Consider the following 15,764-nt stretch of genomic DNA (forward strand, 5'->3'; position numbering starts at 1 on the left):
CACTATCGAGGGGGATGATATATGGCAAGCCAGTAATGAATAACGCTGGTTTCCAGCCTTATCCATTGGTTTTCGGCAATAATATTGCAAAGCGTGGCCTTTATCGTTGCGAGGATGGCGCAGCTCTGAAAAGGTCTGAGCGCAAAGGCTCAGACCGGGTATCTCAGGTGCCCAGCGACGTCACCCCGGGTTCGGACTCTGCGTTAGCCGCGCTCGGCAGGCGAATATCTCGGAGATCGCGCAGGTCCATGCCGCTGGGGTGCTGATACACGCGCAGCCCGAACTCCGGCAGGATGGCAAACAGGTGGTCGAAGATATCCGACTGGATGCCTTCATAGACGCCCCATGAAACCGTATTGGTAAAGCAGTAAATCTCCAGCGGCAAGCCATCGGCCGTCGGGTTCATTTGCCGCACCATCAATGTCATGTGCTGATGAATGCCGGGATGGCTGCGCAAATACCGCTCGACATAGGCGCGGAAGGTGCCGATGTTGGTGATCCGGCGGGTATTGACCGGCTCCTTGCCCTGCTCAAGCAACTCCTTGTTCCAGGCCTCGATCTCGTCCTGTTTTCCGTTGAGATATTCTTTCAGCAGCCGGAAGCGCCGCAGGTGGCTGGTTTCATCACTGTCGAGGAAATGAACACTTTGCTGGTCCAGCATGATGCTGCGCTTGATGCGCCGGCCACCGCTTTCCTGCATGCCGCGCCAGTTCTTGAGTGGCTCGCTGATCAGCCGTTTGGTAGGAATAGTGGTTATCGTTTTGTCCCAGTTCTGCACCTTGACGGTATGTAGTGCGATATCGATCACATCGCCGTCGGCGCTGAGCGCCGGCATTTCGATCCAGTCACCGACGCGCAGAATATCGTTGGAGCTGATCTGCACGCTGGCGACCAACGAGAGCAAGGTGTCCTGGAAGATCAGCATGAGGACCGCAGCCATTGCCCCCAGACCCGACAGCAGGATGAGCGGTGAGCGGTCAATCAAGGTGGCGATCATCAGAATGGTCGCAAGTGCATAAATCACGATATTGACGATCTGCACGTAACCCTTGACTGGCTTGAGATGCGCCTTGGGCCGCCTTTCGTAGATCGTGTTTATCAATGTCAGTGTATTGGTAATGGCCAATGCGATGGTGAGGATGATGAACGCACTGCACACGTTACGTACTACGATGACCACGACTTCCGGCATGCCCGGAACCAGTCCGATCCCGACAGACAGGATGATGGCTGGCACGACGTTGGCGAGTCGCGAGATGACATGTGACTGGCGCACTTCGGAGGAGCCACTGCCCAGGGGCGTCGCTCTGATCAGGCGCAGCAGGCCGCGGATCAGGACTTTCTTGACGATCCAGTTGGCTATCCAGGCGGCCAGGATAAGTAGCCCCAACGCAATCACTGTGTACAGGTAGGGGTAGTGCTCAAGCCATTCCTGGGCATCGGTATAAAGATCGATCATGGTGCTCTCGTTAGAATCAGTGACAATGGTGATGTTGAATAACCCGAACAGGGCTCAGGGCGTGAAAGCGCCAATGAATATTGCCGGGTCGACCCGGACATTGTTCAGGCTGACGTTCCAGTGAAGATGGGGGCCGGTGGCGCGCCCGGTTGCACCGACCTTGCCGACCTTTGCGCCACGCGCCAATTCATCGCCTACTTGCACATCGATGGCAGACAGATGACAGACCATGCTTATGAGCCCCTGGCCGTGGTCAACGAAGACGGTTTTGCCGTTAAAGAAATAGTCGCCAACAAGGATAACCTTGCCCGCCGCAGGCGTTTTGATCGGCGTGCCGGCAGGCGCAGCGAAATCCAGACCTGAATGCGGATTGCGTTCCTCCCCGTTGAAGAAGCGACGCAAGCCGAATGCGCTGGACAGCCGTCCCTCAACCGGCCGGTCGAACAGAAGATTGCTCGGCTGCCGTGGGCTGAAGGTCTGGTAGGCGCTGGTCTGTTCCACCAGCTCCCGCTGGATGCGCTTGAGCCGTGCGGCATCAGGTGTCACCTGTTGCTGATTCTTCAGCGTGATGTGTTGGGATTCATATTCTCTGGTCTCGACCTTGAACGGCACGCGGACGCCGCCCGCCAGGACAATGTGCTCGGTGCCCGCAGAGACGCTTAGGGGAATGCCCGCGATGGCAATCCAGCGCGAGCCGTCCTCCCGAATGACCAGCAGCGGATTGTCGCGATACCTGGCACGGGGCGCCTGTGGCTGTTCCGGCAGTTCGATGACGGCTACGCCCCCGGGCACCGGTTTGTTGAGCAGCCGGGTAAGGAAGCCATCAGCCAAAGCGGAAAGGCTCAGGCAACTTAATAAACACAGAAGGATCAGTTGGCGAATCATGTTCAGTCTAATAGGGGAAGTGTGTGTGGCTCGGATGAGTCTGATTCGACCCGAAGCGCGAGGCGCCCGTCGCTGAGGCGAGCTTCAAGGCGCTGTCCCGGCCGTGCATCAGTGTGACTGCGCACGGCGCGGCCCTGCTGATCAAGCAAAATACTGTAGCCGCGTCCAAGCGTGGCCAATGGACTGACCAGATGCAAGGTCTGGCCGAGATTGCCGAGTCGCTGACGACGCGCCTCAAGCGATTGGTGCATGGCCCGCGGCAGGCGTTGATCCAGATGCTCTAATTGCTGGCGCAGCAATACAAGCGTCTGGCCCGGGTGCTGCGCCTGCAGCCGCCCTTGCAGGCGCTCGAATCTTTGCGTGAAACGCAATTGCTGCTGCATCTGTGCGCGGCGCAGACGCAGCTCCAGGTCGTCCAGCTTTTGCGCCTGCTGCGCGAGCCGCTCGCCAGGATGGCGCAATCGCTTGCGCAGGTTATCCAGAGCCGCTTGCTCACGACCCAGGTGGGCGCGCATGCATTGGCGCAGCTGGCGCTGTACGCGCTCAAGTTGCAACAGCATCGCCTGTTGATCGGGGCTCAGCAGTTCAGCAGCGGCCGAAGGGGTTGGAGCCCGCACGTCAGCGACAAAGTCACTGATGGATACATCTGTTTCGTGTCCGACAGCGCAGACTGTCGGCGTAACGCAGGCATGCAGCGCACGGGCAACAGTCTCCTCGTTGAACGGCCAGAGATCTTCCAGCGAGCCGCCGCCGCGGGCCATGATCAATGCATCGAAACCGCTACGGTCGGCCAGCTGGAGGGCTCTGACAATTTGTGGTGCGGCGTCGCGACCCTGCACGGGTGTCGGTACCACTACCAGCTCCACGAAGGGCGCACGGCGACCGAACACACTAATGATGTCGCGCACGGCAGCACCACTGGGCGAGGTAATGACCCCGATGCGCCGTGGGTGGGTCGGCAATGCCCGCTTGCTGGCAGCATCGAATAACCCCTCGGCCTGCAGTTTGGCCTTGAGCGCCTCGAACGCCTGGCGTAACGCGCCGTCTCCGGCCGGCTCGATGCTGTCGAGGATCAGCTGATAGTCGCCGCGCCCCTCATAGAGGCTTACGCGGCCGCGGGCGCGGATCAGCAGCCCGTCACGCAGATCCAGGCGAACCCGCGCTGCATGCTGGCGAAACAAGGCGCAGCGCACCTGAGCCTTGCTGTCCTTAAGGGTGAAGTACATGTGCCCCGAGGACGGGCGCGATAGATTGGACAGCTCGCCTTCGACCCAGATACGCGGAAATACCTCTTCCAGCAGGCCGCGCGCACGCGCGTTGAGCTGGCTGACGGTGAGAACTTCGCGCTCGGTATTCAGGCGCTGGAAAATGGCATTGTCATTCATCGGTGCATCTTAACGCGTGTTAACGTCTGAACACAGCGGCTGGCGCGCGCGGCCAAGCATCAGCAGTCCTGAGATAAAATCGTCCGCCTGAGTGATTCCAATTGAGTGCCACCCAGCTGATAGGTATAATGACGCGCTTCCATTTTTCCCGCTCGGGAGCCTCCGTTATGCTGCGAATAAGCCAAGAAGCCCTTACCTTCGATGACGTTCTGTTGGTGCCAGGTTATTCTGAAGTACTGCCCAATGATGTCAGCCTCAAGACCCGGCTTACCCGGCGTATCGAACTGAATATTCCGCTGCTGTCTGCTGCCATGGATACCGTGACCGAAGCCCGGTTGGCGATTGCCATGGCCCAGGAAGGAGGCATGGGAATCATCCACAAGAACATGACGATTGACCAGCAGGCTGCTGAAGTTCGCAAGGTCAAGAAATACGAGTCGGGCGTGGTCAAGGATCCGATTACCATCGACGCCAGCGCCACGGTGGGTGATCTGATCGAACTGACTCGCCAGCACAGCTTCTCTGGTGTGCCGGTACTGTCCAACGGCGGCCTGGTGGGTATTGTCACCGCCCGCGACGTACGCTTCGAAACGCGTATGGATGCGTTGATCAGCGACGTCATGACGCCCCAGGACAAACTGGTAACGGTCAAGGAGGGCGTCAGCGCCGCCGAGGTGCGCGAACTGCTGCACCGTCACCGGATCGAGAAAGTGTTGATCGTCGATGACGCTTTCCATCTCAAGGGCATGATGACCGTCAAGGACATCGAAAAAGCCCGCGCCTATCCCAACGCTGCCAAGGACGATCAGGGTCGCTTGCTGGTCGGAGCCGCGGTTGGCACTGGTCAGGAAACGGCTGACCGCGTAACGGCACTGGTCGCAGCCGGGGTCGATGTGGTGGTAGTCGACACTGCCCACGGCCACTCCAAAGGGGTGATTGACCGCGTTCGCTGGGTAAAAGAAAACTTTCCCGAGATCCAGGTCATTGGCGGCAATATTGCCACTGGCGCAGCCGCGCTGGCGCTGGCCGAAGCAGGTGCCGATGCGGTCAAGGTGGGTATTGGCCCGGGCTCCATCTGCACTACCCGTATCGTGGCGGGCGTCGGTGTGCCTCAGATCTCGGCAATTGCCGATGTGGCCGCAGCCCTGAAGGATACCGAGATTCCCTTGATCGCCGATGGCGGCATTCGCTTTTCAGGCGACCTGTCCAAAGCCATTGCCGCCGGTGCTTCAGTTGTGATGATGGGTTCGATGTTTGCGGGTACCGAAGAGGCACCAGGCGAAATCGAGCTATTCCAGGGCCGCTCTTACAAAGCCTATCGCGGCATGGGCTCGATGGGTGCCATGGCTCAGAGTCAGGGATCATCCGACCGCTACTTCCAGGATTCCAGCGCCGGCGCAGAGAAGCTTGTCCCCGAGGGCATTGAAGGTCGTGTGCCGTACAAGGGATCACTTGGCGCCATCATCCATCAGTTGATGGGCGGGCTGCGTGCGTCCATGGGCTACACTGGCAGCGCCTCGATCCTGGAGATGCGCAGCAAGCCGGAGTTTGTCCGGATCACTGGAGCGGGCATGAGCGAATCCCACGTGCACGACGTGCAGATCACCAAGGAAGCGCCCAATTACCGGGTGAGTTGATTGAACTGATCCTGCCCGCGTTCAGCGCTGCGGCAGGCTCGCCTGAGTTTCCAGCAAATAAAGGTGCCGGAAGCGGGCGGCGGGATGCGAAGTCACTTCGCCGTCCCGCTACCGGCTTCCGGCTTTTGGCTACACGCTCTTTCCGAAGGAAAGCACATGATTCACGATATTCACGCGCACCGGATCCTGATCCTCGATTTCGGCTCACAGTACACTCAGTTGATCGCCCGCCGCGTACGCGAGATCGGTGTCTACTGCGAAATTCGCGCATGGGATATGGACGAAGCGGATATTCGTGCTTACGCCCCCAAAGGCATTATTCTGGCTGGCGGACCGGAATCCGTGCCGAACGAGGGCTCACCACGTGCGCCAGAAGTGGTATATGAACTGGGCGTGCCAGTATTGGGCATTTGCTACGGCATGCAGACCATGGCTGCGCAGCTCGGCGGTAGCGTCAAGGGTTCTGACAAGCAGGAATTCGGCTATGCGCGGGTGGATATCGTCGGCAAGAGTGCGCTGCTGGACGGTATAGAGGATCACGTCGACGCCGATGGCATGTTCGGGCTGGACGTGTGGATGAGCCATGGCGATAAGGTAATGGACCTGCCTGAGGGCTTTCATATCATCGCCAGCACGCCCAGTTGCCCGATCGCGGCAATGGGCGATGAGAGCAGACACTTCTACGGCGTGCAATTTCACCCTGAAGTAACCCACACCAAGCAGGGCTTGCGTCTGATGTCGCGCTTCCTGCTGGAACTGTGCGGCTGCGAAGCGCTGTGGACGCCGTCCAACATTGTCGAAGACGCCATCGCTACAGTGCGCGATCAGGTCGGCGACGCCAAGGTGCTGCTGGGGCTTTCCGGTGGCGTGGATTCCTCAGTCGTCGCTGCCTTGTTGCATCAGGCTATCGGTGATCAGCTTACCTGCGTATTCGTTGACAACGGTCTGCTGCGCCTGCACGAGGGTGATCAGGTGATGGCCATGTTCGCCGAGAACATGGGTGTGAAGGTGATCCGTGTTGATGCCGAGGATATGTTCTTGTCCAGGCTGCTGGGCGTGACGGATCCTGAAGAGAAGCGCAAGATCATTGGCCGCAGCTTCATCGAGGTATTCGATGAGGAAGCGACGAAGCTGGAAGGTATACGCTTCCTGGCCCAGGGCACTATCTATCCGGATGTGATCGAGTCGGCCGGCGCCAAGACAGGCAAGGCCCACGTGATCAAATCTCACCACAACGTGGGCGGCTTGCCGGACGACATGGCATTTGATCTGGTTGAGCCACTGCGTGAGCTGTTCAAGGATGAAGTGCGCAAGATCGGTCTGGAGCTTGGGCTGCCCTACGATATGGTCTACCGTCATCCGTTCCCCGGGCCCGGCCTGGGCGTGCGGATTCTGGCGGAAGTGCGCAAGGAGTATGCTGAGATTCTGCGGCGTGCCGATCACATCTTCATCGAAGAACTGCGCCGGGCTGACCTCTACCAGAAGACCAGCCAGGCGTTCGCAGTGTTCCTGCCAGTGCGCTCGGTCGGAGTCGTTGGCGATGGTCGTCGTTACGAGTGGGTCATTGCGCTGCGCGCGGTGGAAACCATCGATTTCATGACGGCGCGCTGGGCACATCTGCCCTACGAGTTCCTTGAACTGGTATCGAACCGCATTATCAATGAAATCAGTGGTGTATCACGCGTCACCTACGATATCTCGAGCAAACCGCCGGCGACTATCGAGTGGGAATGATGTTGGCGTGACGGACTTGGTCTAGAGAGCCCAGAGAGCCCCGCTTTTACAAGCGGGGTTTTTGTATGTGCTGCTGGAGGCCGCTGCGAGGTGTCTTACTGGCTAGGCTGTTTGTCTCGCGCCTGCAGCACCTGCAGTGTCCAGGGTAGCAATTCGGCGACGAGCTTTTCGCTGGCTTGACCGTATGCGGCGACCACGCCGGGCAGCTGCTCGTTTTTCAGAGTCTGGCGGGTAACGAATGTCCGGTCCGAGAGCACCCGCAGCGTGCCAGCTTCCACCAGGCGTGCGTCGAGCTCGATAACTACTTCCGTGCCGTCAGCGTATACCACCTGAAAGCGGCGCAGATTGCTGCTCAGGTGTACGTCGGCGTGCAGTCCGTGCTCGTCGGTACTCACCGTAGCGATACCGCCATGCTGATTGAATGACTGGGCGATGTATTCACGCAGCAGGGCCGGAGAGGGGTCGGACCAGCGAGCGCCCTTGTAGGTTTTCAACTCGTGCCCGTCAGGATTGACCAGAATACGCGGGCCGGCCAGAGCAAAGCCGGTCAGCGGCGTGTTGATCCGCAGTGACAAGGGTATCGCTTCACCAGAGTCTGCGGTGTGCATTGGCGGCGCTGGAAACTGGTATACCGTCACGGGTTCGGATTCAGGCAGCACGGTGCAGGCGCCGAGCCACAGCAGGCCGCCGATCAGCGTGCTGGTGCCAAGCAGGCGAGAAAGCATGTTCACGGTTCGAACTCCTCAAGCGAGTCGCGACCCAGAATGAAACGGGTCGGGTTGTCTTCGAGTCGACGAGTTATATTGCGCAGCGACGACAGGCTGCCGCGTAGCTCGCTGATCGCCGGTTCCAGCTGGCCGAGCCCGCGCATGCCATTGGCAAACGCCTCGCTATTCTCGGTCAGCATGTTCTCCAGCACCGCGCTGGTACGTGCTATCGAGTTCAATGCCTGGTCGGCGCCATCGAGGGTTCTGCTGCCTTGTTCGGTGAGTAGCGTGTTGGCATTGCTCATTAGCTGGTCGGTCTGCTCGAGGGTTCGGGTTGCCTGGGCGCTGATCTTGGTCAGCTCGGCCAACAAGGACTCAAGGTCTTCGCCCTGACCGGCAATCACGCCGGTGGCGCGCTCGATTGAAGCGAGTGTATTGCCGATGCGCTCGACGTTCTCCTCGGAGAGAATGTCGCGGGCGCTGGCGACGAGCTGGTTGATATTGGTCATCAGGTCTTCGCCGTTGGCCAGCAGTGTCGAGATAGGCGAGGGCGACGCGACAATCACTGGCGGCTCGCCGTTCGGGGCGCGCAATGGTGGGCTTTCGGGAGTGCCCTGGCTAAGTTCGATAACGGAAGTGCCGGTGATGCCCGTAAGCTGCAGGCGTGCCTGGGTGTCCTGCTTGATCGGAACATCCGGTTCGACCCGGATATTCGCCAATACCTTGCGCGGATCCTCGGGATCCAGGCGCAACCGGGTGATATCCCCGATGCGGATGCCGCTGTATTGCACTGCGCTGCCGGTGGACAGTCCTGTCACCGTCTCGTTGAAGATGACCACATATTCCTTGTAAGCCCGGCTGGAGCTGGCGTTGCTCAACCAGATGGCGAAGACGATGGCTGCCGCTGCGGCAAGCAGGGTAAAGAGTCCGATCAGTACATGATGCGCGCGGGTTTCCATCAATCTCACTCCGGTTGCTGGGGCAGGCTGGCAGCGTTTGCCGCGGACCGACCGCGAGGGCCATGAAAGTAATCCTGAATCCAGGGGTTGTCGGTGGCGGCTACGCGGTCCAGGCGATCAGCTACCAGCACTCGCTGTTCTGACAGCACCGCTACGCGATCGCATATCGCATACAGCGTGTCCAGGTCGTGGGTGACCAGAAATACGCTAAGGCCCATCGCGTCGCGCAGTGTCCTGATCAGCTGGTCAAAGGCGGCGGCGCCAATCGGATCGAGCCCCGCCGTGGGTTCGTCCAGAAACAGTATGTCTGGATCCAGTGCCAGCGCACGGGCCAGCGCCGCGCGTTTGATCATGCCGCCTGATAATTCAGACGGGTATTTGCTCCCTGCGTTCGGCGGCAAGCCAGCCAGAGCGAGTTTCATGCATGCCAGATGTTCGGCGTCTTCTCTGCTCAGGCCGGCATGTTCGATCAATGGCAGGGCGACATTTTCGCTGACGGTCAAGGACGAGAACAGTGCGCCGCGCTGGAACAGCACGCCGAAACGCTGCTCCAGACGCGAGCGTTGCTCGGCATCGAGCCGGGCAAGGTCCTGCCCGAAGACCTTGACGCTGCCAGCATCCGGCGGTTTGAGCCCTATGATCGAACGTAACAGTACCGACTTGCCGGTTCCGGAGCCGCCTATCACGCCGATGATCTCGCCGCGGTGAATATCCAGGTCGAGATTCTCATGGATAACCTGGCTACCGAACCGGTTAACCAGGCCGCGTACTTCCACCAGCGGTGTGTGATGTTCGTGGCTCACCAGCCCATCTCCATGTAGAAAAGGGCGGCCATGGCATCTACCAGAATCACCACAAAGATGCATTGCACGACCGCAGAGGTCGTATGTTCGCCGACCGACTCCGCGCTACCGCTGACCTTGAACCCTTCAAGGCAGCCGATGATCGCGATGAGGAAGGCGAACACCGGCGCCTTGGCCATGCCGAGCACAAAGTGCTGCATGTCGACGTTCTGCTGCAGAATGCCGATAAACATGGTGGGTGATATATCCAGTGCCAAAGCGCAGACCATGCCGCCGCCGAACAACCCCGACAGGATGGCGATAAAGGTCAAGGCTGGCATGGCAACCAGTAATGCCAGTACCCGCGGTATCACCAGCAGGTCGAGCGGGTTCAAGCCCAGTGCGCGGATGGCGTCGATCTCCTCGTTCGCCTTCATCGAGCCGATCTGGGCGGTAAAGGCGCTGGCCGTGCGACCAGCCATGAGGATGGCCGTCAGCAGCACACCGAACTCACGTAGAAAGGAAAAGGCGACCAGATCGACCGTGAAAATACTCGCGCCGAACTCCGCCAGTACGGTGGCGCCGAGGAAGGCGATCACTGCGCCCACCATGAAACTCAGCAGGGCGACTATCGGTACGGCATTGAGCGCTGTCTGTTCAATCTGGGCCACGACCGCGGTGATTCGCCAGTTGCCAGGCTGCAGGAGATTGCGTGCGAGACCGGCTAGCGTCAGGCCGATAAAGCCGAGCAGTGAAATCAGGTGCTCCCAGAACAGAAGCATGCTCTTGCCCACCTGCGCGAGCATGTCGCCAAGCGCATTTCCGGGTGGTCGAGGTGCGCTCTCTGGAGCGAGGCTGCGGGCAATGCGACGTAGCAGGATGCGACGTTCTTCCGGCATGTTTGGCTGCTGTTCGGCAGCGGTTTCGAGTAATTCGCTACCCAACAACTCAGCCAGCAGCTGACCGCCGGCCGTGTCCAGCTCGCCCAGACCGCTGAGGTCGGCTCGCATGAGAGCGGTCTTGGCGCCGCCATGGCCTGCAATCAATTGGCGCAGCTCTGAGTAGTACTGCAAAGTCCAGTCGCCGGTGATGACCAGATGCAGCGCGTCGCCCGGGCAATGGGACAGAAAAGGATTTTCGGGGAGCGCCGGCATGTCAGGATCCCGAGGTTAGCCCTGCACTGAGCGTGCAGGGGCAGCCGTTAGCGCTTGTGCTTGACGCCGTATTCTTCCGACAACGTGCCGGGGCTGTCTTCCATTTTGGGAGCGTAGTCGCGCGGCGGCTCGAAGCTGTCAAACACCGGTTCAAGCCGTTCGCGTCTGCTGGTATGGATGGGATCGGAATCGTCCTCCAGCGCTGCGAGCAAGCGCTGGCGCGTCATTTCGTCAGGAGCGAGGTTAACCGCTCCCTGGGTCAGATGCGCTTGCATTTCCTGATGGCTACGGTTGAGTTTCGATACCAGGCTCGCGGTTGTATTGAAATGACTGGCGACTTCCTGCTGGTATTCCTCGAACCGCAGCTGCAAACCCTCAAGCTGGGCTTGAGTACCGGTTCCGCCGCTGCCGCCGACGCCTTTGGTCAGGCGGGCAATGACTACGCCAATCACGATGCCCAGCGCCAGGGAAATAAGTACTGCAATCCAGAGGTTTTCGTTTGGTTCCACCTTGGTTCCTCATTAAGTCGATCACTGCATGGGGTTACGGTAACGGCATTTGCACAACAAGGCTAGGGTCTGTTGCCGTTTCATCACGAGCCGCGTTGCTGTGTCAAATGGCGCCAGGCAAGGCGCGGGACGCAGGTAATGGTTGTTCCCTTGCCAAGTCCCGCAACGCCGCATGGCGTCATTTGCCGCGCAACCCGAAGGGACGGGACCCGTTTAGCGCAGCACTGCGTTACTCGTCGCTCATTTGGAACAACCAAATTTCACTCCTCGCGCCTTGTTCTGCACTAAACGGGCCTCCGTCGCGGCCGCGATGAAACGGCAACAGACCCTAGAGTCTGTTGATCTTTGTGTCGCGCGCGCCTGCGCCCGGGCAGCAGGACTTTGTGCGGCAGATCTAATGAAGCGCCTGGTTGTACATTCGAGGCGCTTCCGGCGTGTATGTCAGCCGGACCACCTGATAGTCTTGTGAGCATGCGACGCCATTTGATCGTAAACAGTCACGGGAGCGGGCCATGAGTCGAAGAGCAGAACAAACCCAATTGATAGAAGGGCCCGCCGGCCCGCTTGAAATGCTGGTAAGTAAAGCAGAGGGTACAGACAGGGTAGCCGTGATCTGCCATCCGCACCCTTTGCAGGGTGGCACCATGCAGAACAAGGTCGTACATACGTTGACGCGGGCAGCGCGCGATCAGGGCGCGAGTACCATTCGGTTCAACTTCCGTGGCGTCGGGAAAAGCGCTGGCGCGCATGCCGACGGCATCGGTGAGGTAGAGGACTGCCTGGCGGTGATCGCCTGGGCGCGAGCCAATCTCGGCATGGACAAGCTTTGGCTGATGGGGTTCTCCTTTGGCGGCTACGTGGCTGCTGCGGCCGCCAGTCGATTGGATAGCTGGCCGGCGCGCCTGGTGTTGGTCGCCCCTTCGGTAGAAAAGCTGCCCTTTGACAAGTTGATGCCGCTGGCAGGGCCGGCCGCCGTCATGATGGGCGAGGCGGACGACGTGGTCGCGTCCTCCGCGGTATTCGAGCTGCTGGAAGGCAAGCCGGGCGTAGCCATGGAGCGCTTTGCTGATACCGGGCATTTCTTTCACGGTCGGCTGGTCGAGCTCAAGGAAGCGGTGGAGCTGTACTTACGTCAGATTGCCAACGCCGGATCTGACGGTTAGAGTATCGGCCCTCCCGGTATCCCAGTGGACCCAGCATGACGCCTCTTTCACGCTATCAGGCGGACCTCCAGCGTCCGGACTTCTTTCACGATCCTGCCCAGGAAAATGCCGTACGCCACTTGCAGCGGTTGTATGACGAACTGGTGGCCAAGGAGTCCGCCAGGCCGGGTTTGATCGGCAAGTTATTGGGCAAGAAGCCGGAGCCTGTGAAGGGGTTGTATTTCTGGGGCGGCGTAGGGCGCGGCAAGACTTACCTGGTAGATACCTTTTTTGATGCGCTACCGTTCGAGCGCAAGATGCGCACGCATTTTCACCGTTTCATGCAGCGCGTTCACCATGAGCTGGATAAGCTCAAGGGTGAAAAAAATCCCCTTTCACTGATTGCCAAACGCTTTGCTGATGAAGCACGGGTGATCTGTTTTGACGAATTCTTTGTGTCAGATATCACCGACGCAATGATCCTCGGAACCCTGATGGAGGAGCTGTTTCACAACGGCGTTACGCTGGTGGCAACCTCCAATATCGTACCTGACGGGCTGTACAAGAACGGCCTGCAGCGCGCTCGCTTTCTGCCTGCCATTGCTTTGTTGAACAGTCACACCGAAGTGGTGAATGTTGATAGTGGCGTGGATTATCGGCTGCGCGCTCTGGAGCAGGCGGAGCTCTACCATTGTCCTCTGGACGATCAGGCTGAAGCCAGTCTGCGTCGCAGTTTCGAAAGCCTGGTGCCGGAACTGGCTGATGTGGTCGAAGGGGAAACGCTCACTGTTATCAATCGGCCGGTGCAGTCGGTCCGGGTGGGTGATGATGTGGGCTGGTTCGAGTTCCGCGAGCTGTGCGACGGCCCCCGGAGCCAGAACGATTACATCGAGCTGGCGAAGATCTTTCACGCGGTATTGATAGCCAATGTCGAGCAGATGGATGTGTCCAAGAACGACATGGCGAGGCGCTTCATCAATATGGTTGACGAGTTCTACGACCGGAACGTGAAACTGATCATCTCCGCGGAGGTCGAGCTGAAAGACCTGTACACCGGTGGTCGACTCGAGTTTGAGTTCCAGCGCACCCTCAGCCGCTTGCTGGAAATGCAGTCCCACGAGTTCCTGTCGCGTCCGCATAAGCCGTAACTGAAAAGGCCACCTCAAAGGTGACCTTTTCAATAGCGCAGGGTGTCGGCGTCTAGGGGGCAGGATTGGGCTGGCTACGGTGGATAGCCGCTATGGCCTCGAGAATGGCATCAGACAGCCCCATATTGATGCTGCTCAGGTTGCGGTTGAGCTGGTCCATGTTGGTGGCGCCGATAATATTGCTGGTCACGAATGGCTGGCGTGTCACGAAGGCTAGCGCCATCTGCGCCGGGTCCATTCCATGATCACGGGCAAGCTGCACGTAACGCGCGCAGGCGTGTTGCGCTTCCGGATTGGTGTAACGGATGAAGCGGCTGAATTGCGTGAGCCGCGCTTTCTCCGGTCGCAGGCCGTTCAGGTATTTGCCGGTCAGGGTGCCAAAAGCCAGCGGGGAGTAAGCCAGCAAGCCGGTCTGTTCGCGCATCGACATTTCTGCCAGGCCCACTTCGTAACTGCGGTTGAGCAAATTATAGGGATTCTGGACCGATACGATGCGCGGCCAGCCGCGGGTTTCTGCCAGATGCAGGAATCGGCTGACACCCCAGGGCGTCTCGTTCGATACCCCGATGTGACGAATCTTGCCGGCCTGTACCATTTCATCCAGCACCTCCAGCGACTCTTCAATCGGAGTGAGCTGCTCGTCGAGGTCATGGCGATAGCCGAGATCGCCGAACATGTTGGTGCTGCGGTCTGGCCAGTGCAGTTGGTAAAGATCAATGTAATCGGTATGCAATCGCTGCAGGCTGGCGTCCAGCGCTGCGGTAAGGTGCTCCCGGTTGAAACGTGTCTGGCCGCCGCGGATGTGGCGCATGTCCCGGTTCGGTCCGGCAATCTTGCTGGCGAGTATCCATTTGTTGCGATTTCCACGCTCGCGGAAATAGTTGCCGATGATGGTTTCGGTGGCCGTATAGGTTTCACCGCGTGGCGGGACGGGATACATCTCGGCGGTATCGATGAAATTAACGCCGGCATCGCGGGCGCGGTCGATCTGTGCAAACGCTTCTGACTGGGTATTCTGCTCACCCCAGGTCATGGTGCCCAGGCACAATGCACTGACTTTGAGCTGGCTGCGGCCGAGAGGGCGGTATTGCATGGGCGAGACTCCTGCTGCTGGCGAAAGCCTTTATTAGTACCACGGCTGGAAATAAAGGTTGAAATTTTTGCCTCCCTTGGCATAATGCCCGCCACTTTCGACAGGATGCCTAGCCTGTCGTGGTTTACAGCGCAGATGCCACCAGACCCACAGAGCCCCCACTGAGTGTCTGTCTAGGCTTTGTTGTCTTGTAAAAACACATTTCATTCTGTAAGATTCGCCCTCTTGTTTATTAGAGTGGCCTCTGAGGCTAGGATTAATGAAAACCTTTAGCGCCAAACCGGAAACCGTCAAACGTGATTGGTACGTAGTAGATGCCAGTGGGCTTACCCTGGGTCGTCTCGCTACCGAAATCGCTACACGTCTGCGCGGCAAGCACAAGCCCGAATACACCCCACACGTCGATACCGGTGATTACATCGTTGTCGTTAACGCCGAAAAGGTGCATGTGACCGGTAAAAAGGCTCAGGACAAGATCTACTACAGCCACTCCGGCTTCCCGGGTGGTATCAAGTCGATCAATTTTGAAAAGCTCATCAATCGTGCTCCCGAGCGCGTGATCGAGTCTGCCGTAAAAGGCATGTTGCCGAAAAACCCCTTGGGTCGTGCAATGTACCGCAAGATGAAAGTGTACAAAGGTGCAGCTCATCCGCATGCGGCTCAGCAGCCTCAAGAACTCAAGATTTAAGGGATCTCATTATGTCGGCAACACAAAACTACGGTACCGGCCGTCGTAAGACTGCCACTGCTCGGGTCTTCCTGCGTCCGGGTAACGGAAACATCTCCATCAACAGCCGCAGCATCGAGAACTTCTTCGGTCGCGAGACTGCGCGCATGGTCGTTCGTCAGCCGCTTGAGCTGACCAATAGCACCGAGAAGTTTGATGTTTACGTCACCGTCAAGGGTGGCGGCAGCTCCGGTCAGGCCGGTGCGATTCGTCACGGCATTACTCGTGCATTGATGGAATATGACGAGACTCTGCGTGGCGAACTGCGCAAGGCTGGTTACGTGACTCGCGATGCCCGTGAAGTTGAGCGTAAGAAAGTCGGTCTGCGTAAAGCACGTAAGCGTCCGCAATACTCCAAGCGTTAATTCCCGCGCTTGCGTCACCAGCGCCCGGTCTCCCAAAAGGATGCCGGGCGTTGTTGTATCTGCGACATGGTGTCACGC

At 58.9% G+C, this 15,764-nt stretch carries 15 protein-coding genes; 6 read left to right on the plus strand and 9 right to left on the minus strand.

The window, feature by feature from the left end; genetic code table 11:
- Positions 1-163: 163 nt before the first annotated feature.
- From FZE95_RS03510 to xseA, 3 genes are read right to left on the minus strand one after another with little or no spacing between them, the layout of a single operon-like run.
- Complete coding sequence (locus FZE95_RS03510; protein WP_150299452.1) at positions 164-1,459, minus strand: mechanosensitive ion channel family protein; 1,296 nt, start codon at positions 1,457-1,459, stop codon at positions 164-166.
- 54 nt (positions 1,460-1,513) lie between these two features.
- Positions 1,514-2,344, minus strand: a complete 831-nt coding sequence (locus FZE95_RS03515) for a peptidoglycan DD-metalloendopeptidase family protein (RefSeq protein WP_150299453.1) — start codon at positions 2,342-2,344, stop codon at positions 1,514-1,516.
- Between the two features lie 2 nt (positions 2,345-2,346).
- Positions 2,347-3,729: an exodeoxyribonuclease VII large subunit gene (gene xseA / locus FZE95_RS03520; RefSeq protein WP_150299454.1), complete on the minus strand. Its 1,383-nt coding sequence runs from the start codon at positions 3,727-3,729 to the stop codon at positions 2,347-2,349.
- A gap of 167 nt (positions 3,730-3,896) precedes the next feature.
- On the opposite strand from xseA, the gene guaB reads away from it, so the two are divergent.
- Both guaB and guaA read left to right on the plus strand, forming a co-directional pair.
- Complete coding sequence (gene guaB / locus FZE95_RS03525; RefSeq protein ID WP_150299455.1) at positions 3,897-5,366, plus strand: IMP dehydrogenase; 1,470 nt, start codon at positions 3,897-3,899, stop codon at positions 5,364-5,366.
- A 156-nt stretch (positions 5,367-5,522) separates the two neighbouring features.
- On the plus strand, positions 5,523-7,100 hold the full coding sequence (guaA, locus tag FZE95_RS03530) for a glutamine-hydrolyzing GMP synthase (protein WP_150299456.1): 1,578 nt from the start codon (positions 5,523-5,525) through the stop codon (positions 7,098-7,100).
- 95 nt (positions 7,101-7,195) lie between these two features.
- Here the strand turns inward: guaA and FZE95_RS03535 are convergent, their stop codons facing one another.
- From FZE95_RS03535 to FZE95_RS03555, 5 genes are read right to left on the minus strand one after another with little or no spacing between them, the layout of a single operon-like run.
- Positions 7,196-7,825, minus strand: a complete 630-nt coding sequence (locus tag FZE95_RS03535) for an ABC-type transport auxiliary lipoprotein family protein (protein WP_223824968.1) — start codon at positions 7,823-7,825, stop codon at positions 7,196-7,198.
- A 2-nt stretch (positions 7,826-7,827) separates the two neighbouring features.
- Positions 7,828-8,766 carry an MlaD family protein gene (locus FZE95_RS03540; RefSeq protein ID WP_150299458.1) on the minus strand — a complete coding sequence of 313 codons (939 nt, stop codon included), beginning with the start codon at positions 8,764-8,766 and terminating at the stop codon, positions 7,828-7,830.
- A 5-nt stretch (positions 8,767-8,771) separates the two neighbouring features.
- Complete coding sequence (locus FZE95_RS03545) at positions 8,772-9,569, minus strand: ABC transporter ATP-binding protein (RefSeq protein ID WP_223824948.1); 798 nt, start codon at positions 9,567-9,569, stop codon at positions 8,772-8,774.
- On the minus strand, positions 9,566-10,702 hold the full coding sequence (locus FZE95_RS03550; protein WP_150299460.1) for an MlaE family ABC transporter permease: 1,137 nt from the start codon (positions 10,700-10,702) through the stop codon (positions 9,566-9,568). Before FZE95_RS03550 ends, FZE95_RS03545 begins: the two co-directional genes overlap by 4 nt.
- A gap of 47 nt (positions 10,703-10,749) precedes the next feature.
- On the minus strand, positions 10,750-11,211 hold the full coding sequence (locus FZE95_RS03555; protein WP_150299461.1) for a YhcB family protein: 462 nt from the start codon (positions 11,209-11,211) through the stop codon (positions 10,750-10,752).
- A gap of 512 nt (positions 11,212-11,723) precedes the next feature.
- On the opposite strand from FZE95_RS03555, the gene FZE95_RS03560 reads away from it, so the two are divergent.
- Together FZE95_RS03560 and zapE are read left to right on the plus strand one after the other, a co-directional pair.
- A complete protein-coding gene (locus FZE95_RS03560) occupies positions 11,724-12,374 on the plus strand; it encodes an alpha/beta hydrolase (RefSeq protein WP_150299462.1) in 651 nt (216 codons plus the stop codon).
- Between the two features lie 35 nt (positions 12,375-12,409).
- Complete coding sequence (zapE, locus tag FZE95_RS03565) at positions 12,410-13,501, plus strand: cell division protein ZapE (protein WP_150299463.1); 1,092 nt, start codon at positions 12,410-12,412, stop codon at positions 13,499-13,501.
- A 52-nt stretch (positions 13,502-13,553) separates the two neighbouring features.
- Here zapE and FZE95_RS03570 read toward each other — a convergent pair whose 3' ends face one another.
- Positions 13,554-14,594, minus strand: coding sequence for an NADP(H)-dependent aldo-keto reductase (locus FZE95_RS03570; RefSeq protein ID WP_150299464.1), 1,041 nt, complete (start codon positions 14,592-14,594; stop codon positions 13,554-13,556).
- 259 nt (positions 14,595-14,853) lie between these two features.
- Between FZE95_RS03570 and rplM the strand changes: the two genes are divergently transcribed.
- On the plus strand, positions 14,854-15,282 hold the full coding sequence (gene rplM, locus FZE95_RS03575) for a 50S ribosomal protein L13 (protein ID WP_150299465.1): 429 nt from the start codon (positions 14,854-14,856) through the stop codon (positions 15,280-15,282).
- 11 nt (positions 15,283-15,293) lie between these two features.
- The gene (rpsI, locus tag FZE95_RS03580; protein ID WP_150299466.1) at positions 15,294-15,686 is read left to right on the plus strand and encodes a 30S ribosomal protein S9; all 393 of its coding nucleotides are present in this window, start codon (positions 15,294-15,296) and stop codon (positions 15,684-15,686) included.
- Positions 15,687-15,764: the final 78 nt, after the last annotated feature.

The organism is Pseudomonas profundi (assembly GCF_008638305.1).
Taxonomy (GTDB): Bacteria; Pseudomonadota; Gammaproteobacteria; order Pseudomonadales; family Pseudomonadaceae; genus Halopseudomonas; species Halopseudomonas profundi.

Bases quoted from the DNA above. Each gene is read 5' to 3' on its own strand.
- FZE95_RS03510 (WP_150299452.1), bottom strand. From the start codon at position 1,459: ATGATCGATCTTTATACCGATGCCCAGGAATGGCTTGAGCACTACCCC.
- FZE95_RS03515 (WP_150299453.1), bottom strand. From the start codon at position 2,344: ATGATTCGCCAACTGATCCTTCTGTGTTTATTAAGTTGCCTGAGCCTT.
- xseA (WP_150299454.1), bottom strand. From the start codon at position 3,729: ATGAATGACAATGCCATTTTCCAGCGCCTGAATACCGAGCGCGAAGTT.
- guaB (WP_150299455.1), top strand. From the start codon at position 3,897: ATGCTGCGAATAAGCCAAGAAGCCCTTACCTTCGATGACGTTCTGTTG.
- guaA (WP_150299456.1), top strand. From the start codon at position 5,523: ATGATTCACGATATTCACGCGCACCGGATCCTGATCCTCGATTTCGGC.
- FZE95_RS03535 (WP_223824968.1), bottom strand. From the start codon at position 7,825: ATGCTTTCTCGCCTGCTTGGCACCAGCACGCTGATCGGCGGCCTGCTG.
- FZE95_RS03540 (WP_150299458.1), bottom strand. From the start codon at position 8,766: ATGGAAACCCGCGCGCATCATGTACTGATCGGACTCTTTACCCTGCTT.
- FZE95_RS03550 (WP_150299460.1), bottom strand. From the start codon at position 10,702: ATGCCGGCGCTCCCCGAAAATCCTTTTCTGTCCCATTGCCCGGGCGAC.
- FZE95_RS03560 (WP_150299462.1), top strand. From the start codon at position 11,724: ATGAGTCGAAGAGCAGAACAAACCCAATTGATAGAAGGGCCCGCCGGC.
- zapE (WP_150299463.1), top strand. From the start codon at position 12,410: ATGACGCCTCTTTCACGCTATCAGGCGGACCTCCAGCGTCCGGACTTC.
- FZE95_RS03570 (WP_150299464.1), bottom strand. From the start codon at position 14,594: ATGCAATACCGCCCTCTCGGCCGCAGCCAGCTCAAAGTCAGTGCATTG.
- rplM (WP_150299465.1), top strand. From the start codon at position 14,854: ATGAAAACCTTTAGCGCCAAACCGGAAACCGTCAAACGTGATTGGTAC.
- rpsI (WP_150299466.1), top strand. From the start codon at position 15,294: ATGTCGGCAACACAAAACTACGGTACCGGCCGTCGTAAGACTGCCACT.